We start from the raw sequence: 26,382 nt of genomic DNA, 5'->3' as shown, positions 1-26,382 counted from the left end.
TTAAGTTGACACCAATCCTCCCTCTCCGAATCGGAGAGGGACGGTTTTGCGTAGTAAAACCAGGGAGAGGTCTTTTTTACGCAGTCCCCAATCCCCAGTCCCCAATCCCCAATGCCCAATCCTTAAAATATGCCAAGTAAATATGCCTTAACCGACTGAGACTGTCAGGATCAAAGAGTAAAGAGTAAAAGGCAATCTATTTTGACTTTTAACTTTCTCCTTTTGTTCAACTTTCCACAACGGGAGGTTTAATCTTGACTAAATTAAAAGTCGGTATCAATGGCTTCGGTCGAATCGGGCGACTTGTGCTTCGGGCTGGTCTTGATAATCCCAACATTGAGTTTGTAGGCATTAATGACCTAGTACCACCAGATAACCTCGCTTATCTATTAAAGTACGACTCAACCCACGGTAAATTAAAGCACAAGGTTGAAGCCAAAGAAGACGGTATCCTGATTGACGGACATTTCATTCCTTGTGTGTCAGTTAGGAATCCCGCCGAGTTACCTTGGGGTAAATTAGGTGCAGATTATGTGGTAGAATCTACGGGACTCTTCACTGACTACGAAGGAGCCGCAAACCACCTGAAGGCAGGTGCGAAGCGAGTGATAATTTCCGCTCCCACCAAAGATCCAGATAGAGTTGCTACCCTGTTGATGGGTGTCAATCATCACCTATTTGACCCTGGCAAGGATATCATTGTTTCCAATGCTAGCTGCACTACAAACTGTCTAGCTCCCATTGCTAAGGTCATTAATGACAACTTTGGGTTGACTGAAGGGTTGATGACCACAGTTCATGCCATGACTGCCACTCAGCCAACTGTAGATGGCCCCAGCAAAAAAGACTGGCGGGGTGGTCGAGGTGCATCTCAAAATATTATTCCCTCTTCCACAGGTGCAGCTAAAGCCGTAGCACTGGTTTTACCAGAATTGAAGGGCAGGTTAACTGGTATGGCATTACGAGTTCCAACTCCTGATGTCTCTGTAGTTGATTTAACTTTTAAAACTGCCAAAGCCACCAGTTACAAGGAAATCTGTGCTGCGATGAAGGAGGCTGCCGCAGGTTCACTATCAGGTATTTTGGGCTACACGGATGAAGAAGTAGTTTCCACAGATTTTCAAGGCGATACCCATTCCAGTATCTTCGACGCGGGTGCTGGGATTGAGTTGAATTCCAACTTCTTCAAGGTAATTGCCTGGTATGACAACGAGTGGGGTTACTCAAATCGCGTGATTGACCTGATGTTGTCTATGTCACAGAAGGAAAAACTCGCCCCGATCGCGGCTGTGGTTTGATTAGTCATTGGGAATTGGGCATAGGGCATGGGGCATAGGGCATTCTTTATGAAGTTTCTTCCCCAGTCCCCAGTACCCAGTACCCAATTTGGGATTTGGGTCAGATGGTAAATACCCTGAAAATAAAACGTAATCTAGTATCTTTTTTTAGCAAACCAGTGATATGAAGCACGTGTAAATTTGGATGTTTTGGGCGATGACGCAAAGATTTAAACTGGGCAACCCAAATAAAATCTGAAGTCTCTTAATTACGAATTACGAATTACGAATTACGAATTGGTACGAGGCATCCAAATTTGCAGGTTACTCCTCAACCCCCAATCCCTATGCGTCGAACCAAAATCATTTGTACTGTTGGGCCGGCTACATCTGCACCTGAAAAGCTGCAAGCCTTAGTAGAAGCTGGAATGAATGTGGCGCGGCTAAATTTTTCCCACGGAGCTTATGAATTCCACGCCCAAACGGCTCACTATCTCAGACAGATTAGCACTGAGCGACAAAAGCCGATCGCAATTATGCAAGACTTGTGTGGCCCCAAAATTCGCTTGGGAACTTTACCACCGGAAGGGTTAAATCTGGAATCTGGTACTGAAGTCACTTTTGTTTTGCAAGAAAAGGGTGAGAGTATTGACGAAATACCTCTACCATTGCCGACTTTGTTCGCAATGATGCGACCAGGCGAACCAATTTTAATTAATGATGGTCGCGTCAAGTTAGTTGTTACTGCTCGTGATGCCGATCGCATTCGGGCACAAGTAAAAATTGGCGGTTTAATTTCCACCCACAAGGGAGTGAACCTTCCCCAAACTCCTTTACCTGTGAGTTCCATCACCGAAAAAGACTTGCTGGATCTGCGCTTTGGCATTCAGTTGGGTGTAGACTGGGTAGCGGTGTCCTTTGTGCGATCGCCACAAGACTTAGAACCCGCCAGACGAATGATTGAAGCTGCTGGTGCTTCGATCCGCTTAATTGCCAAAATCGAAAGAGCAGAGGCCGTAGAAAACTTTGATTCTATTCTGAAAGTTGCCGACGCGATTATGATCGCCCGTGGCGATTTGGGAGTAGAAATACCCATTCATGAAGTCCCTCTGATTCAAAAAGATATAACTCGCCGTTGTAATCATGCTGGCAAACCGGTGATTACAGCCACGCAAATGCTAGAGTCGATGATTAGTTCTCCTGACCCCACCCGCGCCGAGGCAACGGATGTTGCCAACTCCATCCTTGATGGTACAGATGCAGTAATGCTTTCTGGTGAAACAGCTGTCGGAGAATATCCCGTCGCCGCTGTCCAGATGATGCACAATATTGCTGTGCGGACAGAACAGGCTCTAGATGAAGGTAGCAGACATTCCTGGTGTCATGAGGCAGGCAGTCTCAGCGTCACCGAATCTGTGGCAGAATCGGTATGTCGCATCGCTTATGAAACAGGCTCACGGGCAATTCTCTGTAACACTTCTTCAGGGAGTACAGCAAGAATGGTGTCTAAATACCGCCCAACTTCTCCAATTATTGCCTTAACCCCTGACATCACCGCTTATCGCCAGCTAGCCCTTTCTTGGGGTGTGGAACCTTTACTAATTCCACCAGTTCACAATGCCGAAGAGATGTTTACCAATGTGGTGAACACAGTTGTAGATATGGGTTTAGCAAATAAGGGCGATAAAGTGGTAATTACCTCTGGCGTTCCAATTGGTAAATCAGGAACAACTAGTTTAATCAAAGTGCATTCCATTGGACAGCCAATTTCGGCATAAGGCACTTAGAATAAGGCTGTGGCTCTCAATAGTAAGCAAACTTAGGCAATGATTCTGAAAAATTGCCAGAATCAAAATTGAAGGAACTAAGGACTGGGGACTGGTGATTGGGGACTAAGGACTAGGGAGACAAGGAGGAGACTAATAACTCTTGTACAGACGCGAAATCGTGTCTCTACTCCTAACTCAGCACTTAGCACTCAGCACTCAGCACTCGCTAGTAAATCCTAAACAAACATCACGGAGTATTTTATGTCTAAGAATTTACTGGAACAATTGCGAGAAGTGACTGTTGTAGTCGCAGATACGGGGGATATCAAGGCAATTGAAAAGTTCAAACCCCAAGACGCCACCACCAATCCTTCTCTGATTACTGCTGCGGCGCAGATGCCGGAATACCAGGGAATTGTCGATCAAACTTTACTCCAGGCAAAGAAAGATGCTGGAGCCGGAGCCACCCAAGCACAGATCGTTTCTTTAGCTTTTGACCGTTTGGCAGTTGCCTTTGGATTAAAGATTTTACAAATTATTCCTGGTCGCGTGTCTACAGAAGTGGATGCTCGCTTGTCTTACGATACCGAAGCTACCTTGACAAAGGCACGGGAATTAATTGCCCAGTATAAAGCTGCTGGAATTGGCCGCGATCGCGTTTTGATTAAAATTGCTACTACCTGGGAAGGCATTCGCGCTGCGGAAATCCTGGAGAAAGAAGGTATTCACTGTAACCTTACCTTGTTGTTTGGTCTTCACCAAGCGATCGCCTGTGCCGAAGCTGGCGTTACTTTAATTTCTCCCTTCGTTGGCCGGATTCTCGACTGGTACAAAAAAGATACCGGACGCGATAGCTACCCAGCAACCGAAGATCCAGGAGTTTTGTCTGTCACCAAAATCTACAACTACTACAAGAAATTCGGCTATAAAACCGAAGTTATGGGAGCTAGCTTCCGTAACCTTGGTGAAATTACTGAACTCGCAGGTAGTGATTTGCTGACCATTTCTCCATCACTTTTGTCTGAATTGCAGTCAACTGTTGGAGAACTACCACGTAAGCTTGACCCTGCGAAGGTAGCAAATTTGGAAATTGAAAAGATATCCATTGACAAAGCTACTTATGACAAATTGCACGCTGCTGACCGCATGGCAACCGACAAACTAGACGAGGGCATCAAAGGTTTCACCAAGGCACTAGAAGACCTTGAGAAACTTTTGGCAGACCGACTAGTTCGCCTTGAAGGAGAGGTAGTCGCAAGTCATTAGACATAGGAGTGAAAATGAATGTAGAGACGTAGCAGTGCTACGTCTCTACAAGGATTCTGGTTGAAGAAGAATTCAGAAGTCAGAATTCAGGAGTCAGAATAAATCAGTCGGGGATTCAGACCGCGCAGGAATTGAAGACCACCAAATTGAAAATTTGGTGGGGGTGCAAAAACGCCAATTATTCATCCGCCAGTCGCACAGAAAACATTGCTGAATTCTGACTCCTGACTCCTGAATTCTGTTCGATAACGCATATTTAATTTCTGGAGATGTCTACTGTGTTGTCATCGTTGTATCTGGCAGTAAAATCAAAGTTTCCTCAATCATCTCTCGTAAGTTGGGAGTAACATTACTAGCAGTGCTGAAGCAATATACTAGTAAACTGTTTGCCTCCCAGTATTGCTGAATTAACTGCAACTGTTCATCACTAAATTGCCAATTATAACCTATCTGTCGGTTAATTGTGATCGCTTCATTTAATTGTGTAGTCCATGATTGCCCGTTAGATTGCCACCATGTTTTTAATATCTCTCTATCTTGTTGTGAACTAGGCAATTCATTTTTGAGGCTTTGCAGAGATTCATATAAAGATGAATGATCTTGTAATAAATAATCAATATCAAGAGCTAATTTTATAGCAGAGATGCGCTTACAAAAAATCTCTGGAGTCAAAGCTAGGCTAACAGCAAGGATATGGATTAAAGCTAAGTCTAAAGCTAAATCATCAGCTAATTTTCCAGCAAGATGGTTATCTAAAGATATAGCTAGAGTTTGGTTGCGCGATAAAAAATAATGAGGAGGTAGGACGAGGGTAAAGTAAAAAGCACGGATAGCAGATGGATGACAATCTGAGGTAACTGTTGAAGACTTTTGCAGCACCCAAGCGAGAAAACGCTTTAATGTTTCATCTCTAACAGCTAATTTCTCAATTTGTTGCTTCATTAACTGGAATAAATTATCAAACGATCTGAGCATTTCAGATGTAAGCAAAATAACTTCACGCCAGCGTTTATCAAACAAATGATTGACAACTTGTTCTAATGTTTTTTGATCGCCATTAGCAACAAAGTTTCTCGCAGTGAAGTATTCGTGAAATGTTAAATGAGAAAAAGAATAAATCCCTCTAGCTTGTTCAACTAATAATCCATGCTGTAACTCAATTGCTTGAAGTACAGCTTTACTATTTACTTGCAAATCTTCTATATCAGTCGGTGCATTGGGTAGCAAATAGAGATAGTCAGCTATTAATTGACAAATTTTACTTTCTTCAAAAAAGTAATCCCCTGTTTCAAAAGAAATAGCAGCTATATAACTAAGTAATTTAATTTTCTGAGTTAAAGTTAAATTACGGTAAACCTCATCTCTTTTTATACCTCTTGCTTCATCCCAACGTACCAGTAATAACTCTAATCCTTGTTGATAAATTTCGGAACGCTTAGTCGGAAAATCGCCTAAATATTGAAAAACTAAACAAGTGAGATTTAGTAAAAGAGGTGTAGATGCTAGGTTTTGAACCAGCCGATTTTCGGGAAGCGCTATTGTATCAATAAATTTAGAGGCTAATGTTTTTCTTAAGCGGAGATTATTTTTAGCAAATGCTGCAAACCATTTGTTAGCAAAAGTTGAAATTTGTGATTTTGTAAACTCAGCAATTTCTACTTCCGCAAACCCTTTAAATTTCTGATGTCTAAATGCAATCCGACAAGTAATAATTACTATATTTTTATAAAAAATATCCAAAAAATTGCTAATTACTTTATTGATTCTATCACTATTTTTATCGGCAATTTCATCCAAACCATCTAGCAAAATTAAAGCTTTACCTTCATGAAGTAGATATTCTAATTCTTGTTGAGTTATTTTACAAATGCTAAATTCTTGAATTAAGTAGCTTAATAAATAATTTTTATCATCATAATCCATGTTTTCAGCAAAATCTTTCAGACTAATAAAAATGGGAACCCTTTGAGTCTGAAATTTACCTTGATTACAAAGGATAGCAATTGATTGTAAAAAAGTAGTTTTTCCTGCTCCTGGCTTTCCAAGTAAGATAAGCTTAGAAGATTTGTCAATAGCTTGTAAACCTGTAATTCTCTTGGTACTAACTTCCTCAGAGTCAAATTTATCTAAAGCTTTATTATCAAATTTTTGTAAATCTGAAATATCTAGCCATCTTTGACTGTTAATTTCTTCTACTACATTTACTTCAACAAATAATTCATCTAATTCTACAGTACGAGCAACATCTAGCAACCGCATCGTACCACATTGGTGTTGAATTTTTTCCGAGTGAGCAGCACGTACTTTAATCACTAAAAGGTCAATGATAGTAGAATTTTTACTTTCTATTATCTGCTGAGATGCTAAGTCTTCATCTGGTTCAAATTCCAGTTTTTGAACAATATCTTCTGGTTCTAGTGCTAGACTCAAGCAAATTTCATGGAATATTTGACGGGCAACAGGTTTGCCAGTAAAAAACTTCCAAATTGGTTGGCGGCTGTCTAAACCAACTTGACTTGCAAGATATTCTTGTGTCCAACCTTTATGATTAAAAGCCTGCTTGGCTTTTCTAATACCTTCATCTGAAGCTTGGAGAGATCGTTTGGCCATGCTGATATCAGAAATTTATTCAATTAAAGAATTAATTGACATCAATTGTATTCAATTTTTTAAATTAGCGACAAGTGAATTATTTATACTAGTGTATGATCTTGCCCTTTGTCAATAAAAACAGAGAAATATAGTTGAATTTTTGAAAAAGTTAGTTCGATAAACTTAGTCTAGAGAGACATAATTTCCAAACATGCCATTTAATTTTCATTAATTCAGGTAATCTTAATTAAGATTAAATGAGCTTACTATAGGACTCCGATTTGATTTCTGAAAACATACTGAGACTGAAAAGCCTGTTTTATAAGGATTTTATCTGAAATATTGTTCAAAAATCAGATATGAGTCCTATAGTTAATTTTTGTTAGTTAATTTTTGTTAAGTAATCAATTTATTTATCAAAATCAAACAGATACAGAATCTACTTTCAATGGAAGTCTAACTACAAAACTTGTTCCTTTACCTAGTATACTATCTACGTGTATTGTGCCTTTGTGCAGATCCACACATTGCTTAACAATTGCTAGCCCTAATCCTGAGCCTGGAATTTTAGCAACATTGGTAGCACGTTGAAAAGGTTCAAATAGTTTAGCTTGAGATTCTGCTGGAATCCCTATTCCTTGGTCTGTTACTTGAAAACACACACTATTCTCTTCGCAAGTTAGCGATAACGAGATTGTACTACCTTTTGAAGAGTACTTCACTGCGTTGGAAAGTAAGTTATTTAGTAAATGCCATAGTAGCTGTTCATCTAGACAGGCAATACAACTTTCGGCATCTGCTAAAAAACTAACTTCATACTGATCTTTAAGTGTAAACTGCAAAGATTCAGCTATTTCTGCACAGAAATTTACCACATCTATTGGTGTGGGGTTCAATACAAAACTGTTAGATTCGGATCTGCCTAGTGTGAGTATATTCTCTAAAAGATTTGTCAAGCTATGCGTGGCAGAATCAATGCCGTTGATATGATTTTGTTTTCTTTGTTCTGACATCTGACTGCCATAGGCTTTCAACATTTCAGTACTAAGCTGAATTGTGGTCAAACGGTTACGAAATTCATGTGCTGCCATGTAAAAGTGCTGAGATTTGATCTGACTTTTGGACTCAGCAATTTGCTGATTAGTTTTGGCAGCAACCAGCGCTTTCTTAACTTCAATCTCTGCTTGGTGTCGGGAAAGAGCCATCTCAATTGTGGTAGCTAGTATTCTTTCATCAAATGGTTTTAAAATATAACCAAAAGGTTGGGAAATCTTAGCTCGCTCTAGTGTCGCTCGATCGGCATTAGCAGTTAGGTAAACTACAGGTAAATTCAAGCGAGACTGGATTTCTAAAGAGGCTTCTATTCCATCCATTTCGCCCTCTAGTCTGATGTCCATTAGTACTAAGTCAGGCTGCAAAGTTTCTGCTATGAAAATAGCCTCTTCTCCTGATGCAACTAAGGCAGGGACATTATATCCCAAGTGTTCTAGAGTTTCTCTCAGGTCATCAGCAACTAACTGCTCATCTTCAACTATCAAAATTTGGATAGGATTCATAATTTATTTAGATTTATTTCCTGTAATCTTTCGCTGAAACTATAAATTTCTTTGAGATTTTTTAATACTTCCTCTTTATCTATTAATTCATAGTTATCTATCAGCTTCTTGGAAATAGACATAATTTCCTGAACAGGATTACACAACTCGTTGCTAGTCGATTGAGTAATACAGTTGTAATATTTGTTTATTTTTCTTTGAGTTTGTCTATTAATTATTTCTTGCTTTTCAAATATCGCTGTTATTGCACCCAGTAAATCTGCTCTTGTAAACGGCTTAATCAGATAATCATCTGCACCTAATTCTATGCCTTGACGGATATCACTCTGAGAAGCTTTAGCTGTAAGAAATATGAAAGGAATTGCTTCAGTTTCTGGATTTTCACGAGACCAGCTAACAACTTCATATCCATCTAACTTAGGCATTGTAATGTCGCAGATAATCAAATCTGGAATTTCTGCTTGTAGTAATTTAATGCCGACTTCTCCGTTCTCTGCATCCATAACATAGAAATTTTCGGCAGTCAGCATTTCTACGATAACGCTACGGATATCTTCCTGGTCTTCAATTACTAAGATTTTTGTCATTACTTGAGATGTATTATCTGTTTTAGTATTTGGACTTGGGACAAAAAATAGTTGTTTGCAAATAATATGACTTTGTTAGGGAATTACTGAAACTCTGATTATTTACTAGGTTGGTAGAACGAAGTTAAATCAAAACCTAACATTTTTCAAAGAAACGGTTTTTTATTGGCAGTCCAATTGTTAAATTATATTTTGCCAACTTTTGCCAACAAAGTCATAATATTCACGAACAAAAATGATTAATCTTGTTTATATTTTTTGGCCTCTTCTATTAAATCACTTGATCCTTGCAGTAAAGGATCTACAGATTGTTGCAGTCATTAAATTTTGGTTCTCGCAGCTACTTGCTCAACTGCAATGAGAATAAGCTTTACTACTAGCTTTTTCAAGATGCTTGCATTTAGTATACTTCCCTTTTGTTTCGGTCGGCAAAATAGCTGGAAATATTTGTAGTTTATATAGGACTCCTATTTTATTTTTGAACAAAACTTAGTACATCTTTCTTCCCTATTCCCTATTACCTACTCCCTATTCCCTATTCCCTATTCCCTATTCCCTCTCCCTACGAGTGATTCACAAATCAAATAGGATTGCTATAATATTAGTAAGTAAATAAGGCATAAATCAACCCAACTATGTAACGAAATACAAAATGCTTGAAACCCTTGCGATCGCAACTCTTAGAGACGCTACGCGAAGACTTCGCTTCACTCAGTTCGTAGTTATATAGTTATAAATTTTCTCGCCTACCTAGTTAAGTATTTTTTTTAGCTAAATAGTGCGCTATCCAAAAAGTAGGTGGAGTAAGCAACTGATTTACTTGAATAACTTTAATTTTTGTTTCCAATAGACATCTCCAGAAATTAAATATGCGTTATCCAGAATCCTTGTAGAGACGTAGCACTGCTACGTCTCTACATTCATTTTCGGAGATGTCTAATCATTCTGAGGCTTTGTAAAAAAAACGTACATATTTTCAACTATACTGAAAACTCGATATACAACTTTTTTATAGAGACTTGTATCAGTATTAATACTTCAGGAATTTTATTTATTCTGTTTTTAATACCCTATTCAGGGTTGACTCGATATCAGAAAACTTTTGAATCTGGCAAATAGAGAATTTCAATTTTTTGATGAAATGCGATCGCGTTTATATGTGTGATTTATGAGTCATCGTTCCCACCTAACCATCCTATTGATTGATGATTGCGCTGAAGATCGGGAGATATATCATCAGTATTTGCAACAAGATACATTGTATAAATATAATATTTTAGAGTTTCAGACAGCAAAACAGGCGATGACATGGTGTCAGCAACAGATACCAGATGTGATTTTGCTGGATTATCTATTGCCCGATGACGATGGATTAGGATTTCTGCAAAACCTGAGAGAAAACCTGAATAATAGCCAATCTGCCGTCATTATGCTCACAGGACAAGGAGACGAGACGATCGCTGTCCGTGCCATGAAAAAAGGCGCTCAGGATTATTTGCTGAAAAACCATCTCACACCGGAAATCTTGCAAAGTGCCATTCATCATGCCGTGGAACTGAAGTTGCTGACCCAGCAGTTAGAACAAAGTCGGCAACAAGAGAGCGAACAACGCTTTCGGCAGATGGCTGATACTGCTCCGGTGCTGATTTGGATGGCTGGATTGGATAAAGCTTGTCAATACTTCAATAAAACCTGGCTAGAATTTACTGGTAAAACCTTAGAAGAAGAGGTAGGCGATGGCTGGGCGCAAAGAGTACATCCCGATGACTTACAAGATTGTTTAGATACCTATATCAATGCCTTTGATGCGCGCCAACATTTTCAAATGGAATATCGCCTCGAACGCTTTGATGGAAAATATCGTTGGATTTTGGATACTAGCACTCCTCGTTTCACCAGTGAAGGAGAGTTTCTTGGCTATATTGGCTGGTGTGTAGATATTAGCGATGTCTACGACGAGTTTCACTTACGTAAGCAAGTAGAGCAAGCCCTGCGGCAAAACGAGGAGCGGTTGAGTCTGGCTCTAGAAGCTGCGCGTATGGGTAACTGGGACTGGAACATTACCACAGGAGAAGTTCACTGGTCGGCGAACTTGGAAAAACTTTTTGGTATGGTTCCCGGAACCTTCGATGGTCAGTATGAAACAGTTATGACGATGATCCACCCGGACGATCGCGAGTCAGTTGTACTAGCAATTAATCGTGCTGTGTATGAGCGAGAAGATTACAACATCGAATTTCGATTTATCAAATTAGATGGCACTCTACATTGGGCGCTAGGTAGAGGTCGTGTCTTTTATGACCAAAAGGGTAATCCTGTGCGGATGAGTGGTGTAGATCAGGACATCACGGAACGCAAACATGCAGAAGTCGATAAAATTCGTGCAGAGCGGGCATTGCAACAACTCAATCTAGAACTCGAAGCCAGAGTTGAAGAACGCACGGCGGCTTTACGCGAAAGTGAAGAACGTTGGCACTTGGCACTACGAGGCAGCAATGATGGTATCTGGGACTGGAACATCAAAACTAGTGAAGTTTTCTTTTCGGCTCGTTGGTCAGAAATGCTGGGCTTTGCTGAGAATGAACTTATCCACAATTTTGAAGCATGGTCAAACCGAATTCATCTCGACGATCGCGATCGCATCATGAAGGCGATCGCTGACCATTTAGCCCATAAAACACCCTTTTTCCAAGAAGAATACCAGATAAAATGCAAAGATAGCTCTTATATATGGATATTAGACCGGGGTCAGGCATTGTGGGATGAATTCGGCAATGCCATTCGCATGAGTGGCTCGGCAACGGATATTAGCAAACGGAAGCAGACGGAAGCAGCATTATTAGCCGTTACCAGATTGAAACAGGCTATTCTCGCTAGCATTGATTATGCGATTATTTCTACCAATTCCGAGGGAATAATTCAAACTTTTAACCTGGCTGCTCAGAAAATGTTGGGTTATACAGCCAATGAGGTTATTGGTCAGTTAACACTAAACAGGTTTCACGATCCAGATGCACTCTCGCGGGAGATGGGCAGGGAAATTCCCTTTGGAGATTTATCTATGCTGAAAACCCAGCAAGATAATTGCGAGGTAGAATGGACTTTCATTCGTAAAGACGGTTCGCGCTTTCCTGTTGCTCTATCGGTTAAACCCCTGTGTAATCTAGAAGGACAAATTATCGGCCGTGTCGCGATTGCCAAAGATATCACTCAGCAAAAACAAATTGAAGCTCAACTTTGGAAAAATGCGGCTAACCTCGAATCTGCACAACGGATTGCGAATCTGGGTCGTTGGGAAATGGACTTACAAACGCAACAATTAATCTGGTCAGAAGAGGTATTTCGCATATTTGGCCGTAATCCTGAGTCTGGTACACCAAGCTACAACCAAATGCTCAATTGGATTTATCCAGACGATCGCGATCGCTGTGATTTGGTTTTGCTACAAGCGATTGAACAGAGACAGCCTTATGAAATAGAGTATCGTTTTTATCGTGCAGATGGAAGTTTGGGTTATTTACTATCACGTGGCGAATTCATCTTAGATATTAACGATCAACCATGTCAATTAATTAGCACTATCCTGGATATCACCAAACGTAAGCAAACTGAAGAACAACTACGCAACCTTTCAGATCGATTGGGCTTGGCGCTCAAGTCAGCCAATATTGGTATTTGGGACTGGAATATGCTCCACGATCTCGACTGGGATGATCGAATGTATGAACTGTATGATTTACAACGGTCTGACGTGATTTTAGCGTATCAAGAGTGGGCAAATAGGCTCCATCCAGATGATCGAACTGTAGCAGAAACTACTTTTCAAAATGCTGTAGAACGGGTAAAAGAACTTGATACGGAGTTTCGGATTATTCTTGCCGATGGCAGTATCCGCTTTATCAAAGCCTCTGCTCTAATTCAACACAATGAGCGGGGTGAACCACAGCGCATGGTTGGTATTAACTATGATATTACCGATCGCAAACAAGTAGAGTTAGCTCTGCGGGAGAGTGAACACCTTTATGCTACCTTGACAGAAGCAGCCCCAGTTGCTATTTTCCGCCTTGATGCTGCTAGTAATTGTATCTACGTCAACGAGCGCTGGGGTCTGATGATGGGTAAACCAACAGCAGCAGCATTGGGAAAAGGGTGGTTAGAAAATATACATTTAGAAGAGTGCGATCGCCTGCTGATAGACTGGTCTGACCCCTGTGAACAAAGATGTGGGCTACATGAAACCTATCGGCAAGAGGTCAGATATTTGCGTCCAGATGGTTGCATCTCCTGGTTCTATATGCAGATAGTACCCGAAAACAACCCCAGTGGCACGCTTGTCGGCTATATAGGAACCCTGACAGATATCACCATTCGCAAAGAAATTGAATCAGAAGTTAATCACCACCGTGATTTGCGAGAAGCAATCTTTAATGAATCAACCGATGCTCTTTTTTTAGTAGACAGCGAAACCTATTTGATTTTTGATTGCAATCGCCGTGCAGTTGAGTTATTTGAGGTTTCAAAAAAGGAAGAATTAATTAATATTAAGGGGAATACACTGCAACGTTACCAATTTACTCCCCAAGAATTAGATGAAATTATCCAGGAAGTGAATCAAAAATCTTCTTGGAGTCGGGAAATTGAATATGTCACCCGCAAAGGGAATTTATTTTGGGGGAATTTAGCAACTAAACAAATTACTGTCGCCGGGAAGATGATTAATTTGGTGCGATTGTCTGATATTAGCGAGCGCAAAAAAGCAGTAGAACAAATTCAGCGATCGCTAGAAGAAAAAGAAACATTACTTAAAGAAATTCACCATCGAGTCAAAAACAACCTGCAAATTATCTCCAGTTTGCTCAGGATGCAATCTAGACGCTCTGGTGATGAAACAACTTTGTTGCTGTTTAAAGAATCTCAAGATCGTGTACAATCAATGGCTTTGATTCACGAGCAACTGTATCAGTCAGCAGATGTTTATGAAATCAACTTTGATAACTACATCAAAAGTCTGATAGATAGCTTATTTCGTTCCTATGGAGTCAGTCAAAAAAATATTGTTCTCAATATAGAAACCAATGGCATCAAATTACCCCTTGATACAGCTATTCCCTGCGGATTGATAATTAACGAATTGGTTTCTAATTGTCTAAAATACGCATTTTCCGAACAAGAGAAAGGAAATATTACAATTTGTCTCGAACAATCCCCAGAAAATCAATTAGCTCTAGTAGTTAAAGATAATGGTATTGGCATTTCCGAAACATTAGATTGGGAAAATAGCAACTCTTTAGGCTTAAGAATTGTGAAAAATCTAGTTAGACAGCTAAAAGGCAATATTATTTTAGAGCGTGAAGGTGTAAACTCTCACAGACATCGCGGTACTACCTTCTACATTCACTTCCCCCAATAGACATCTCCAGAAATTAAATATGCGTTATCCAAAACCCTTGTAGAGACGTAGCACTGCTACGTCTCTACATTCATTTTCGGAGAGGTCTAATAGTCACAAGATTGCCATTGTGTAGTAGCGAATTATATTCGCCCAAAACTTTTCTCTTAAGTCGAGAGAGTAGTCAAGTCTACCTTTGCTAAACTAAAAACAACCCTTACTCTTACAAAGGCAGCCTTATGACCGAAAAAGACTCATGATAGAACCAATATTATTTATGGGGATTGTTAGTTTTTAATTTTTAATTTTTAATTTTTAATTCGGAGCGAAGCAACGTGACCTCTGCAATCAACCCACCCACCTCTGAAACTACCCTCCCAGACCATACTCAACTTCCAGAGTCTGATGGAACTTTTGTGAAAAACTGGCAAGAACATCCCCAAAGTATTTTATTGACTGACTCGATTACACCTGTCCTCAAGCAATTAAATCCTGATAATCAATATTGTATTGGTCAGGACTTAGGCATCTACTGGCGTATTACTGATCCGCCAGAACGAGGTGCAGAGGCTCCTGACTGGTTCTATGTACCAAATGTACCACTTTTGTTAAATGGACTAACGCGACGCTCTTATGTAATGTGGCAAGAGTATATCGCCCCATTGATTGTATTGGAATTTGTCTCTGGCAATGGAAGTGAGGAGCGAGATCAAACCCCTTGGAAGGGTAAATTTTGGATTTATGAGCAGGTGATTCGCACTCCGTTTTACGGCATTTATGAAGTGAATAAAGCCAGTGTGGAAGTTTATGAATTAATTGGTGGACAATATCAGTTATTACCAGCAAATGAACGGGGACATTATCCAATTACTCCTTTGGGCATTGAGTTAGGCTTATGGCAAGGAGAATATCAAAATGTAGAATTACCTTGGCTACGCTGGTGGGATTTGTCAGGTAATTTGTTATTGAGTAGTGATGAAAGAGCCGATCGCCTAACAGCCCAATTGCGTACTTTAGGCATTGAACCAGAAGTATAAGACTTAACAATTCAAAATTCAAAATTCAAAATTCAAAATTCAAAATTCAAAATTCAAAATTCAAAATTAAAGAAATTTCAGACGGGGATTTAGCAAGAAACGCGGTCTTGGGATGCATCCCAAGTGGAGCGATTTTTCAAGACAAACCCCGACTGAAATGGGTGCTACATGTAGATTGCAGGTTCTTAAACCCTTTAATTTACGATAAACTGAGTATTAACGTAGGAGCAGTTCATGAATTGCCCCTACGTTAATAAATCGCTAAAAACCTATGTTTTGATCTCGGAAAAAGCTAATCTGGGCGCTGTTGAGTTAGAACCTGATAAGCATAATTGAAATCATCAGTAGTAATCCTGATTTCAGTTGGCTCTGTCAACCCTTGGGAGCGGAAACGCCGAATTGCTTCTACTGCCGCTTGATTGCACAGTAAAGTTAAATCTGCACCATTCCAGTCTTTGGTCATCTCTGCCCAATAGTTTAAATCTACATCTTCTAGGGGTCGTCCTTGACTATGGACTTCCAGAATTGCCAAGCGACTAGCTAAATCTGGCAAATCTACCTTCATTTGTAAATCCAAGCGTCCAGCTCGTAACAAAGCTGGGTCAAGGGCATCAGGTCGATTTGTCGCCCCAATCACCAAGATAGTGCTTCCCACTTCTATACCATCCAACTCAGTCAGTAATTGACCGACTACGCGATCGCTCACTCCCGAATCACCATTGTAACTGCCGCGTGCCGGGGCTAAAGTATCAATTTCATCAATAAATACTACACAAGGCTCCGCCTGACGCGCCTTAGCAAATAATTCCCGCACAGCCTGTTCACTCGCACCTACCCAACGGGTGAGTAATTCTGGGCCGTTGACACTAATAAAATTAGCTTTGGCTTGGGAAGCGACAGCTTTAGCCAATAAAGTTTTACCCGTTCCTGGTGGCCCCCATAATAAGATTCCCTTGGGCGCTAGTGCTTTCGTTTGCAGATAAAGTTCTGGATACAGTAGCGCCCCTTCTACTGATTCCCGTAGAGTTTCCTTAATCTTATCCAAACCGCCAATATCTTCCCAGGCGATATGGGGAACTTCCACTTCCACACTCCGCAACACAGCCGGTTTAATTTCTTTGAGTCCTTGCAAAAAGTCGGTTTGGTTAACCGTCATGTTTTCAGGGATTTGTCCCTCAATCGAAGGAATTTGCCGACGCAAGGCTATGTAAGCAGCTTTTTGACAAACAGCTTTCAAGTCTGCTCCCACAAATCCTACAGCCCCTTCAGCGATGACATCTAGGTTAACCGTCTCATCCAAAGGCATCGCACGGGTGAGAATTTCCAGAATATCTCTGCGTCCTTTAGCATCTGGAATCCGAAACTGCACTTCACGGTCAAATCGTCCAGGACGACGCAAAGCTGGGTCAAGATGGTCGGGGCGGTTTGTCGCAGCCAGAACAATCACACCTGGACTGTGAGAAAAACCATCCATCAGACCCAATAGTTGAGCCACAACGCGTTTTTCCACCTCACCTTCTACAGAATTGCGGTCTGGAGCTAGGCTATCGATTTCATCAATGAAGATAATACAGGGAGCATTCTTAGCAGCTTTCTCAAAGATGCCGCGCAGTCTTTGCTCGGCTTCACCGTAGTATTTACCGATGATTTCCGGCCCCACAATAGCAATGTAATTAACGCCGAGTTCTTCAGCTAAAGCACGCGCAGTCAGGGTTTTACCAGTACCAGGAGGGCCAACTAAAAGTACTCCCCTGGTTGGTTCTAGCCCCAGTTTAGCTAGCAGATCGGGGCGTTTTAAGGGAATAGCAATGAGTTCTTTGAGTTCTCTGAGAATCTCATTAAGTCCCCCGATATCTTTCAAAGCATTACCAGAAGGAGAATCAGGTGGTGGAACAATGTCAGGTGCAGCTCCATTCCCTGCATCAGAATTAGGAGAGGGTTGGGTGCGGATACGGCTTGTGCCAACATCGTTAGCCATATTATTAGGACGCGGCATATTCCCAGACCGAGGAATATTGCTCATAGAACGGGAGTTAATCTGGAAATCCGTCTTAATTTCTCCCTTTTCTACTTTTTCTTCTAAAGTCTTAACTAATTCAATTAACTGTTCAAATCCCTTGAATAAATCACTCATACAATAACTCCAAAAATCTACTTTACTTTTGCCCGATTTCCCATGCCCAAAAACTCCATCCCGTAAGTGGCGTGGAGTTTTTCATCTTTTATTTTTAGTTAATTCCTCAACTTCAAATAAAAGATTTGCCGCTCCTTGAATCCGGGCTATCGGCTCCACAGAACGGGGTAAACTAGCTAGGCGAATCATAGTTTGCTCTGGAAATAGACTGCCATCAATTTCTACCTCTCGACTGTAACGATTCTGAACCACATAACGCTGATTAACACCCATATTTTTGAGAGATTCTGTTAAACGAATGTGTTCAGAGATGATTGCAACTTCCGACTGAATTACACCAATAAATTGAGTATGTTGAGGATTTTTTAAATTCTTTTGCGCTTGCACAACTTGTTGGCGTAAATGTCGTAAGCGTCCAATAAAATCAACTCTTCCCAAAACATCTTGATATTTTATCCACAATTTAAATATCCAAGATAACCAATCACCTAAAGCCGATGGCATTTCTAAAAATTGGAGAAGATGACCAGTTGGTGCTGTATCTAAAATAACTAAATCTTGCTGCTTACTCTCCAATAAATCCATCACAGTAATCAGGGCTAGCATCTCATCAATACCTGGTAAAGCCTGAGACATAATCTGCCGCCATGCCTCTGGAACATAAGCAACATTATATGTTGTATCTGTTTGCGAACCTTCACCACTAATCATATCCGCTAATTCCCAAAGATAATCTACGCGGAACTTTTCTAAAACTCGATGAGCATCAATTTCTTGGGCAGTCAAATTAGATGCTAAAGATATAGGCTCATGTCCTAATTTTGTCCCAAAAGCATCTCCTAAAGAATGCGCTGGGTCTATAGAAATGACCCGAATGTTTTTATCTGGATGCTGTTGGGAAGAAGCCCAAGCGATAGCGGCTGCTACTGTCGTTTTACCTACACCTCCTTTACCACCAACAATAATTAATTTGCATCCTTCATTGAGAAAATCAGGGAAGCTAGGTAAAACTTTAGCAGGCCATTGAATAAATGGTGGTGGAGCAAGTTCAACACTTTCAATTTGTTTAATCTGAAATGCTAGAGAATCTAAAGCCACGTCGCCCAAAGGTTCTACCCTCTGCTCCGGTAAGATAAAAACAGGGTGATTAGGGCTAAGTTCTAAGTATTTTTTCAGGAGATTTTGCTGTTCAGCATAACGATCTGGTTCTAGCTCCGAATTTAGCAAAATTCGATTGATGAATAATCCGGCATAAGGAACTTCTAAAGTTTCTAAACTATTTAAAAACCGCTCAGTTTCTAAAAAACACATGGGTTCAGAAATACCCACCACCAAACAACCTGTAAATTTTTCATCTTGCAGTAAGCGTCTGCCTTCTGCTAATTCGGTTTTCATGTCTACTAAAAAGTTATCAACTTCATCAGGCGTATAACTACCTGAAAAAGTTTTGGTGATAACCCGATGTTTTTCTTGAAACAATTCTAAGGAATTTAAAATAACATCTAAAAAATCTTTTAAGCCTAATAAATTTAAGGTATGTCCAGAAGGAGCCATGTCTACAACTACACGATCTACCTTTTTTTCAGACAGTAAACGTTCAATTTCTAGCAATCCCATTAATTCATTTAAGCCAGGCCAGTTTAAATCCCATACCGGCGCTAAATCGCCTCCATCGGCTAAACTGCCACGTTCTACCAGTATTTCCAAAAAATAGCTATATTTGGCTTTAAATGCCAATAATAGTTTTTCAGCATCCAGCGCTTGAACGCTCAAGTTAGGTAAATCTGTTAATGGTAAAGCAATATCTTTAACTTCTGATTGCAATACATCACCTAAAGAATGTGCCGGATCTGTAGAAATTAACAGAATTTTTTCTTGAGGAAACTTTCGTGCCCAATAACGGGCAAAACTGCAAGAAATGGTAGTTTTACCAACCCCACCTTTGCCGCTAAACATAACTAGATGTAATGAATCATAGTAGTTCATAATTAAAAAGTCCTTGCAAAACTTGTAATTAAATAAAGTGATAAGGAGGAAGAGGTTCTCCCAAGATTAAATTCCAATGAGGACATTTTTTTTGCAAAGTTAATACTTGTTCTAAAAGTAAAGCTTTATCATGGCGATCGACTAAAAGATGCAGCCGTACTTCTTCTGCATGATCTTGAACGATCGCAGATGATTGATAAGTTTCTGTAATTACATTAATTAGATGAGATTTTTCTTCATTTTGGGCAGCAAAAAAGCTTTTTTGCTCCTCATAATATTGTTTCTTAGCTAAAAAATAATCTCTGCCATTTGCCCCAGATGGCTTGGCAAGTTCTTCAACTTTCTGGGGAATGACCTTTAAAGTATATTCGTTTTTTCCCTGAATGTTATTTAGCTTATCTTGATATTCCTGAGCATGGGATTCTATATGATTTAGCAATGTATCTTCAGAAATAAAATAAGTGCCAAAGCGCAAAGGTAAAACTGTTATCTGACGAGATAGTTCACAGATAACGCGGTCATGAGCTAAAACCATTTTGATGACTTGCTCATCGTTATTTTGGCTTAATTCTAAAGATATTCCAGGTTCTACAACAGCTGAGATGTTCTTGCCATTAATCAGAAGTAATTCACCAAGATTACCAGATGGCAAATTCACAGGCAAATCAGGAGTATTGAAAAATGCGTAAGTGTAGAAATTCTGCGATCGCATAATTTTAACCAGATAAAAAACTTAACAATAAACCATAGTAACTAAAACAATCATCTTGGCATAAAAATAAAAAAACTGCTGAATTTTATTAAACTATTTACATTCTTTAAATCTTAGTTATAATACTATCAAATCTACAGATAAATACCATGAGAAAAATACGTAACCAAGGAATAATTAGACCTAAAATTAGCACTATGCCTCGTAATCAATCTGAGGCATCTAACCAATTAGAACTTTATAAGCTAATCACAGAAAAACAAAGAATTAAGCAAGAGTTAGCTTTTATCGAGCAGCGAAAAGGGCTACTTACAAAACGTTTGTCTATACTCCAAACCCAGATAGATACGACAGACGATAATATTAAGCATTTCCGTAATTCTGAGTCAAGAGTTCTTCCAGCAGCGCGTCCAAAAATCTTCTTTGAAACTAATAACTACAAGGCTTTTGACATTGAATACTAAGCTCTCAGTCCTTACCAAATTAGTTGCAATTAAGAACAAAAAGTAAACAACTAACCCGCAAAAGCGGGTTATTAATTGTTTAATTTTCTAGATTAACTAGCTAGAGGTAAATAAATTAACTTTTGTAGTCAGAAGCTTAGTATCCAGTGCTGAACAAAAAATTAATTTCTCACCTTTAGTATCTAGCTTTTTCATCCGTTATAATGACTAGTTATTATGGTGATAAGACTAGATTTTTATTATCTTCATATTCTTTTATAAATACGTCTTGCTGCTGGTAAACTTCATTCTCTTCAGATACATCTATAAACTCAGATTGCACTGAATAATCTTCATATTCATCATTTTCATTTTCAGCTTCTAGAGCCAGGCGAGACTCTTCTTCCAATTCCAAAGCTTGAATTTTTAAGAGAAGTTCTTCTTCTTGAGCATCAAATTCTTCTTCAGAAAAATCGCCCATGTCAAACTTTAATTGCAGACTTAATAATTGTTTATGGAGATTTTCTTGATCATCAAACTCAGTATTAGTCCGTTCTTGAATTTGTTCTCCAATCCACACAAGTCCACTAATTGGGCCCATGAGTGGTAATAGTAAGATTTTCCCTAGCATAATCTTGACTCCTATGAAACAATTTGAGCAAAAGTATAAGGTGCAGTAAAGTTGTTGTAACGAATGCGTAAACGTTCACCAAATTTTTGATCAATCGCTTCGACTTGTTCGCTAAATATAGATTCTTGTTCCCAAGGAATCAAAAACGCAGCATTATAAATCATGTCTTCTGTCATTGGAGCATTTTCGATCACCTCATCTGCCAATGGTTTTAACTCATCAAAAAACACTTGAATTATTGATTCCTTACGAATTGCTAAATTATTTTCAATTAATTGTCCAATGTGAATTACCTCCTCCATACTTAATGTCTTTCCTTCCATTTGGTCTCGCTTGTTTTTCAAGTCTTTATGAGACTCCATCAAGGCCTGTAATTCATACTTACTGTCCCAAAAAATCTTAACACTGACCTCTCGGCGCCCAGCTAATTTTTGGAATAGCTCTTGTAACTGCTCTTTATATGGTTGAAGTAGTTGTGTAGATACTGTTTCCCAATTTTTCACAACTAATCCAAAACGTAAAGGCAGTAAGGTTCTAAATCCAGCTTGCATAGCTTGCTCTAGAACCTTTTCGTGGTTGATTAAATTTCGTCGTGAAGCTAAATATTTTTCCTGTTGTGCCTCTGAATATAAAAAAGTAAATCCATCGATTACTTGACTATAGACAGGTTGAGAATCCAATCCTTTAAGAGCAACTGTTTCTGGAATTGGCTCAGGAAAAATCCCGTAGACGTAAAGACCAAATGTCATAATGCTAAAGAATACTCAAACTAAAGGAATTATCAGAACTTACCCAAGTATTAGAGATTTATTGATGAGGATATCAAGAGTTAATAGTCCAACTTGATTTAATTTTTGACTGTGGACTATTGACCCTGCGAATTTTAGATTTTAGATTTTAGATTTTGGATTTTTTGGGGTACAAGCCCCACCCCACATGGAGTGGAAAAATCTAAAATCGTCAATCTAAAATCCCCAAGCCCCGCACCCGTACTTCGTCCCGCTACGAAGACAGTGGTCGGGGTCAATCCAAAAGACGCTCTCTACGAGACGCTGCGAGAACGCGGACTCGCTAACGCTACGCTATCGCAAATCTAAAATCCAAAATTGGTTGACCAGCTTCATTCTTGTTCTAGAGTGCTGGTTGTGTAAGTCTTATTTGTAATTACAACGGCCTTGAGGTTAAAACTAACCGCAACTTAAGATGAATGAGATTGAGTTGAGCTATACCTAAATCTACTTCACCGTCCACAACAATTCCGGTATTTAAAAGACGGTCTAGTAGTTCCAGTATAGAAGGCTGATTCCCAATCTCACCTGGATAATAAGATCCGGGTGATGGCAAAAGACTACCAACTTCTCCTAAATGTATATTCAAGTCTGCTGGTTCAATCTCAAAAATCTCACACAAGTTTAAAACTTGTTCTTCTAGCTTTTGCAAACTTTCGCCTGCTCGTTCTAAATCAGATTCGCTGAGAGAGTTTTGTTCCATACGCCGAATTACTTGTGCTTCCATCAGCTGGCGTACTAGTTCCACTACAGTCAAAAGTAAAGGAGCTAAACCCGCTTTGCTGTTAGCTTTAGAAGTGGTAGGTAGCAAATCAGGAGACTTTTCAGAGGGAGTACAAACCATTGCCATGATGCTATCTACCTTTTCTAAAAGTATTGAATTCGACTTAATCTTGGTATAAATTGGACATAGATTGCTTTGACATTTCCAAAAATTGATTAAGCCTCAACTTGGGAATCCTTTTCCAATTGGCCATTTACTTCGTATATCGGCTGGAGATCGTCTTGATTATTCGCTGCGAATGTAGCTTCATCTTTCACATTTGCAGATGTGAGTAAACGTAGCTGTGATTCTAGACTTTCTAGCCGTTGTTGAAGTTGTTGGTTTTCTTCAACTAAACGTTGAGCTTTGGTACTGAGATATGGGTCACTTTCCCACCAATTTATACCCATCTCACGAGCTTTATCAACTGAAGAAATTAACAGACGAATCCGAATATGTATCAGTTCAGTTGAGGCAATAGATATAGAAATGTCACCAGCAATCACAATTCCTTTATCTAAAACTCTTTCGAGAATATCTGCTAAGGTGGAGCCTTGCGTAGATGTAGGAACTACTCTATTTGAGTTAACTTGAGGACGTGTTGGGTGTAGTGGGGTAGTAGTCACAATTAATTCGGCTCTTCAATTGTATATAAACGGTTGTTCTTACTCACTAATCTTTTTTGCTCTAAAGCATTGAGAGCATTAGTTGCTGAGATCCGGTTGAGGTTGAATTCTTTTTGAATCACAACTAATGCTGCACTTTTGCGCTGTTGTAGGTACTGATAAATTTCCTTCTCGAAGGGAACAGAATTATCTACAGCTGGATGTTCTGGGTCTTCTGGATGAAGATCGCTAAAATTAGAATCGATGATGGTTGGAAATCCGCCTTCAGCGATCGCTTCGCTCTCTTCACTATCAGAGGCGATCGCCGTAGGTATCGCATCTGTATCCTCTGGTGTGATACTATCTTGCGATTTCTCCACTGCCAGTACGCGTATATGGCTCAGTAATTCTAGGAAAATCGTTGTAGCTTCGCTAGCAGACAACTTAGTGCGGTTGAACAGCACATCTGCACAAATTTCCCGAAAATCAGAATTTTCTACTGATACCAAAATATTGTGTTCCGCACATACCTTAGCAATCACCAAACAAGACCGCAATCCTGATGTCTTCTCGCCACCTGTACGTAAGCGAAATGCTTTAACCAACTGCACAATTAAGTGAGCATCTGGTCTATTGATGCCTGTTTTATTAGCTAATATCTCGGTTTGAGTTAGCTCATCCGGTTCTGGCATATTAATAGTGACCAACCGATCGATTAAAGCATCCTGAGTCGCATGGACTCCGTAGTACTCTTCTGGGTTGGAGGTGAAAATAGCCCGAAAATGGGGATGAACGTGCAGGTATTCTGGCTGATTACTACTGGGAGGAAGAGTCAGAATTTTTTCTTCTAAAGCAGAGAGCAAGACGTTATTCACTTCTGGTCGTGAACGGTTAAATTCGTCATAGACCAAGGTTAAGCCTTCTCGACAAGCTAGAGTTAGTCTAGAATCAACCCAATTTTGTTTAAATTCGTCTTCGACTTTGAGAACGCTGTGAATGTAGTTATCCAATAACTTTTTATGGGTGTAACCTGATTCACTACCAATCAAATCAGAACTTTTAAATTCATCATCACCGAAAATTAACATGATTGGTCTATCTAGACAGTTAGCCAGGTGCATGGCTAAGGTTGTTTTCCCAGTACCTGCTGGGCCACGCAAGTGAATCGCAAAACCTGATGCGAGATAGCGCAATGCCCGAATTACTACCTGCTCAATCGCTGGTGTGATGACAAATTGCCCTGGACGGACACGAAGAACAGCTCTTTTGTTGTTATTTGCAGTGATAGTCATAGATTACGATGATGAAAAATAGCTTTTCGAGACAAAAAACTCAGAATGTTGCAACTTGTAACTTGATATGATATTCTAATTAAGCAGATTACCAAGCCAGAAGTTAATGCTTCTTAGTTCTAAAAACCAAGCTCAAGCAAAACTTTAAGACTTGATAACTTAGTAACACTAAATTAATAGAGAGAATAGAATATCTAAACTTTTACACTAAAACTCATTGTTGAATTTGCCCCCTTTTCTGACCAGTTATTTAACTGCAAGATTAGGGGGTTTTACTATTTAATCTAGTCCGCCAACAGATTCAATACGGTTCAGTTAAGAAATTTATCCGTTGAGGCAGGCAGTTCTTGAGCAGGGGGATGCAGGGGATGCAGGGGGGGAGAAAAAAGCTTATCTGAACCGTATTGCCAACAGATTACCAATTCTCTAAATAAATCTATGGATGTACAGCAAGGAGCAAAGGGGGATGAACTGTAATTTAGAGAACGGGTATTAACTCCCTTGGTCAGAGTGTTGACTAACGACTAAATGTGCGTGCCAAAAATGCTCACAAACAAATCCTGACGAAATTGATGCAGATATTGCTTTTGTGCTTTGGCTTGCTCAGTTCTGTTCTTTGCTGTTTCTGCTAGAAATTCGTGGGTTGTTTGCTCAAGTTCTTGGTAGAACTCCTGCAAAGACTTTGCTTGAGCTTGAGCTTGAGCAAACCTTTCTTTAGTAGTTTCTGTGAGAAACTCGTGGGTTGTTTGCTCAAGTTCTTGGTAGAACTCCTGCAAAAACTTTGCTTGAGCTTGAGCTTGAGCAAACCTTTCTTTAGTAGTTTCTGTGAGAAACTCGCGGTTTGCTTGCTCAAGTTCTTGGTGAAGAGCTTGAGCTTGAGCAAGCCTTTCTTTAGTAGTTTCTGTGAGAAACTCGTGGGTTGTTTGCTTAAGTTCTTGGTGGAACTGATGAAGATATTGAGCTTGCTTTTTGGCTTGCTCTTCTCTATTTGCTGTTGTAGTGGACAAGAATTCATGAGTCTCTTTAAATAGTTGAGATACTTCCTCAGCTATCGACTTATGCTCTTGCCGGATTTTTTCCATTAAAGCCGTCATGAGATTCTCCGCAATATTATTAAAATCGTGAATAAACTACATTAACTGGACAATTAATATCCAGATAATGTAGCTCAAACAATATCTGCTCTTGGCATTTTATCCTTTGATAAATCTTGATTGAGAAGTATCAAGATAATCGACGAAAGACGGAAGACCAATCAGAATCACTTCTACCAAGTCTCTATGAAGATAGGCTGATGTGCAATCAATGAAAACGAACTGCAAAGAGAAAAACACAAGGAGATGAGTTATCCAGGAAATCTGCCACAGCTGACTTCACAAAGAAATGGTTTGAGCAATTCTAATTTGATTGTATCTACTTAATAATTAAGCAGGTACAGCAGCTGACTGTGTTAAGCCTATAGCTTCTGCATATTTCAAGTAGGTTTCAACAGAAGCAATAACGATCCGAGCTTCGATTGCAAGTAATTCAATACCAACTAGAGAAACACGTACCC

18 protein-coding genes and 1 pseudogene are annotated in these 26,382 nt (G+C 39.6%); 6 read left to right on the top strand and 13 right to left on the bottom strand.

The window, feature by feature from the left end:
* Positions 1-254 precede the first annotated feature (254 nt).
* The 3 genes from gap to V7K76_RS21250 all read left to right on the top strand — a co-directional run bounded on the left by gap (position 255) and on the right by V7K76_RS21250 (position 4,312).
* Positions 255-1,298 (top strand): type I glyceraldehyde-3-phosphate dehydrogenase, encoded by a 1,044-nt coding sequence (gene gap, locus V7K76_RS21260; RefSeq protein WP_334951891.1) that lies wholly within the window; start codon positions 255-257, stop codon positions 1,296-1,298.
* Positions 1,299-1,624: 326 nt separating this feature from the next.
* Entirely contained in the window at positions 1,625-3,055 is a 1,431-nt protein-coding gene (gene pyk / locus V7K76_RS21255) for a pyruvate kinase (protein ID WP_334951893.1), read from the top strand.
* A gap of 252 nt (positions 3,056-3,307) precedes the next feature.
* Entirely contained in the window at positions 3,308-4,312 is a 1,005-nt protein-coding gene (locus V7K76_RS21250) for a transaldolase (RefSeq protein WP_334779850.1), read from the top strand.
* Positions 4,313-4,585: 273 nt separating this feature from the next.
* Here the strand turns inward: V7K76_RS21250 and V7K76_RS21245 are convergent, their stop codons facing one another.
* The 3 genes from V7K76_RS21245 to V7K76_RS21235 form a co-directional block, all read right to left on the bottom strand.
* On the bottom strand, positions 4,586-6,922 hold the full coding sequence (locus V7K76_RS21245; RefSeq protein ID WP_334779851.1) for an NACHT domain-containing protein: 2,337 nt from the start codon (positions 6,920-6,922) through the stop codon (positions 4,586-4,588).
* A gap of 404 nt (positions 6,923-7,326) precedes the next feature.
* Positions 7,327-8,460, bottom strand: a complete 1,134-nt coding sequence (locus V7K76_RS21240; RefSeq protein ID WP_334779852.1) for a hybrid sensor histidine kinase/response regulator — start codon at positions 8,458-8,460, stop codon at positions 7,327-7,329.
* Positions 8,457-9,047 (bottom strand): response regulator, encoded by a 591-nt coding sequence (locus tag V7K76_RS21235; protein WP_334779853.1) that lies wholly within the window; start codon positions 9,045-9,047, stop codon positions 8,457-8,459. The genes V7K76_RS21240 and V7K76_RS21235 overlap by 4 nt, the downstream gene beginning before the upstream one ends.
* A 1,168-nt stretch (positions 9,048-10,215) precedes the next feature.
* On the opposite strand from V7K76_RS21235, the gene V7K76_RS21230 reads away from it, so the two are divergent.
* Positions 10,216-14,457, top strand: coding sequence for a PAS domain-containing protein (locus V7K76_RS21230; RefSeq protein WP_334779854.1), 4,242 nt, complete (start codon positions 10,216-10,218; stop codon positions 14,455-14,457).
* Positions 14,458-14,771: 314 nt separating this feature from the next.
* The gene (locus V7K76_RS21225; RefSeq protein WP_334951897.1) at positions 14,772-15,473 is read left to right on the top strand and encodes a Uma2 family endonuclease; all 702 of its coding nucleotides are present in this window, start codon (positions 14,772-14,774) and stop codon (positions 15,471-15,473) included.
* 292 nt (positions 15,474-15,765) lie between these two features.
* Here the strand turns inward: V7K76_RS21225 and V7K76_RS21220 are convergent, their stop codons facing one another.
* The 3 genes from V7K76_RS21220 to V7K76_RS21210 form a co-directional block, all read right to left on the bottom strand.
* Positions 15,766-17,607 (bottom strand): AAA family ATPase, encoded by a 1,842-nt coding sequence (locus tag V7K76_RS21220; protein ID WP_334779856.1) that lies wholly within the window; start codon positions 17,605-17,607, stop codon positions 15,766-15,768.
* Positions 17,608-17,688: 81 nt separating this feature from the next.
* A complete protein-coding gene (locus V7K76_RS21215; RefSeq protein ID WP_334779857.1) occupies positions 17,689-19,593 on the bottom strand; it encodes an ArsA family ATPase in 1,905 nt (634 codons plus the stop codon).
* A 28-nt stretch (positions 19,594-19,621) separates the two neighbouring features.
* Positions 19,622-20,305 (bottom strand): GvpL/GvpF family gas vesicle protein, encoded by a 684-nt coding sequence (locus V7K76_RS21210; protein WP_334951900.1) that lies wholly within the window; start codon positions 20,303-20,305, stop codon positions 19,622-19,624.
* 149 nt (positions 20,306-20,454) lie between these two features.
* On the opposite strand from V7K76_RS21210, the gene V7K76_RS21205 reads away from it, so the two are divergent.
* Positions 20,455-20,769: a gas vesicle protein gene (locus tag V7K76_RS21205; RefSeq protein ID WP_335029999.1), complete on the top strand. Its 315-nt coding sequence runs from the start codon at positions 20,455-20,457 to the stop codon at positions 20,767-20,769.
* A 214-nt stretch (positions 20,770-20,983) separates the two neighbouring features.
* Here the strand turns inward: V7K76_RS21205 and V7K76_RS21200 are convergent, their stop codons facing one another.
* The 7 genes and pseudogenes from V7K76_RS21200 to V7K76_RS21170 form a co-directional block, all read right to left on the bottom strand.
* Positions 20,984-21,379 (bottom strand): gas vesicle protein GvpG, encoded by a 396-nt coding sequence (locus tag V7K76_RS21200; protein ID WP_334951902.1) that lies wholly within the window; start codon positions 21,377-21,379, stop codon positions 20,984-20,986.
* 11 nt (positions 21,380-21,390) lie between these two features.
* The gene (locus tag V7K76_RS21195) at positions 21,391-22,128 is read right to left on the bottom strand and encodes a GvpL/GvpF family gas vesicle protein (RefSeq protein WP_334779862.1); all 738 of its coding nucleotides are present in this window, start codon (positions 22,126-22,128) and stop codon (positions 21,391-21,393) included.
* A 415-nt stretch (positions 22,129-22,543) separates the two neighbouring features.
* The gene (locus V7K76_RS21190; RefSeq protein ID WP_334779969.1) at positions 22,544-23,011 is read right to left on the bottom strand and encodes a gas vesicle protein K; all 468 of its coding nucleotides are present in this window, start codon (positions 23,009-23,011) and stop codon (positions 22,544-22,546) included.
* A 95-nt stretch (positions 23,012-23,106) separates the two neighbouring features.
* Positions 23,107-23,556 carry a gas vesicle protein gene (locus tag V7K76_RS21185; protein WP_334951905.1) on the bottom strand — a complete coding sequence of 150 codons (450 nt, stop codon included), beginning with the start codon at positions 23,554-23,556 and terminating at the stop codon, positions 23,107-23,109.
* Between the two features lie 2 nt (positions 23,557-23,558).
* Positions 23,559-24,827, bottom strand: a complete 1,269-nt coding sequence (gene gvpN, locus V7K76_RS21180) for a gas vesicle protein GvpN (RefSeq protein WP_334951907.1) — start codon at positions 24,825-24,827, stop codon at positions 23,559-23,561.
* Between the two features lie 524 nt (positions 24,828-25,351).
* Positions 25,352-25,921, bottom strand: coding sequence for a gas vesicle protein GvpC (gene gvpC, locus V7K76_RS21175; RefSeq protein WP_334779865.1), 570 nt, complete (start codon positions 25,919-25,921; stop codon positions 25,352-25,354).
* A gap of 330 nt (positions 25,922-26,251) precedes the next feature.
* A pseudogene (locus tag V7K76_RS21170) lies at positions 26,252-26,382 on the bottom strand (gas vesicle synthesis protein GvpA); the annotation flags it as partial.

It is taken from the genome of Nostoc sp. (assembly GCF_036917975.1).
Classification (GTDB): Bacteria; Cyanobacteriota; Cyanobacteriia; order Cyanobacteriales; family Nostocaceae; genus Nostoc.
Note: the sequence above shows the minus strand (reverse complement) of the source record. Positions and strands in the feature narration are given on the sequence as shown.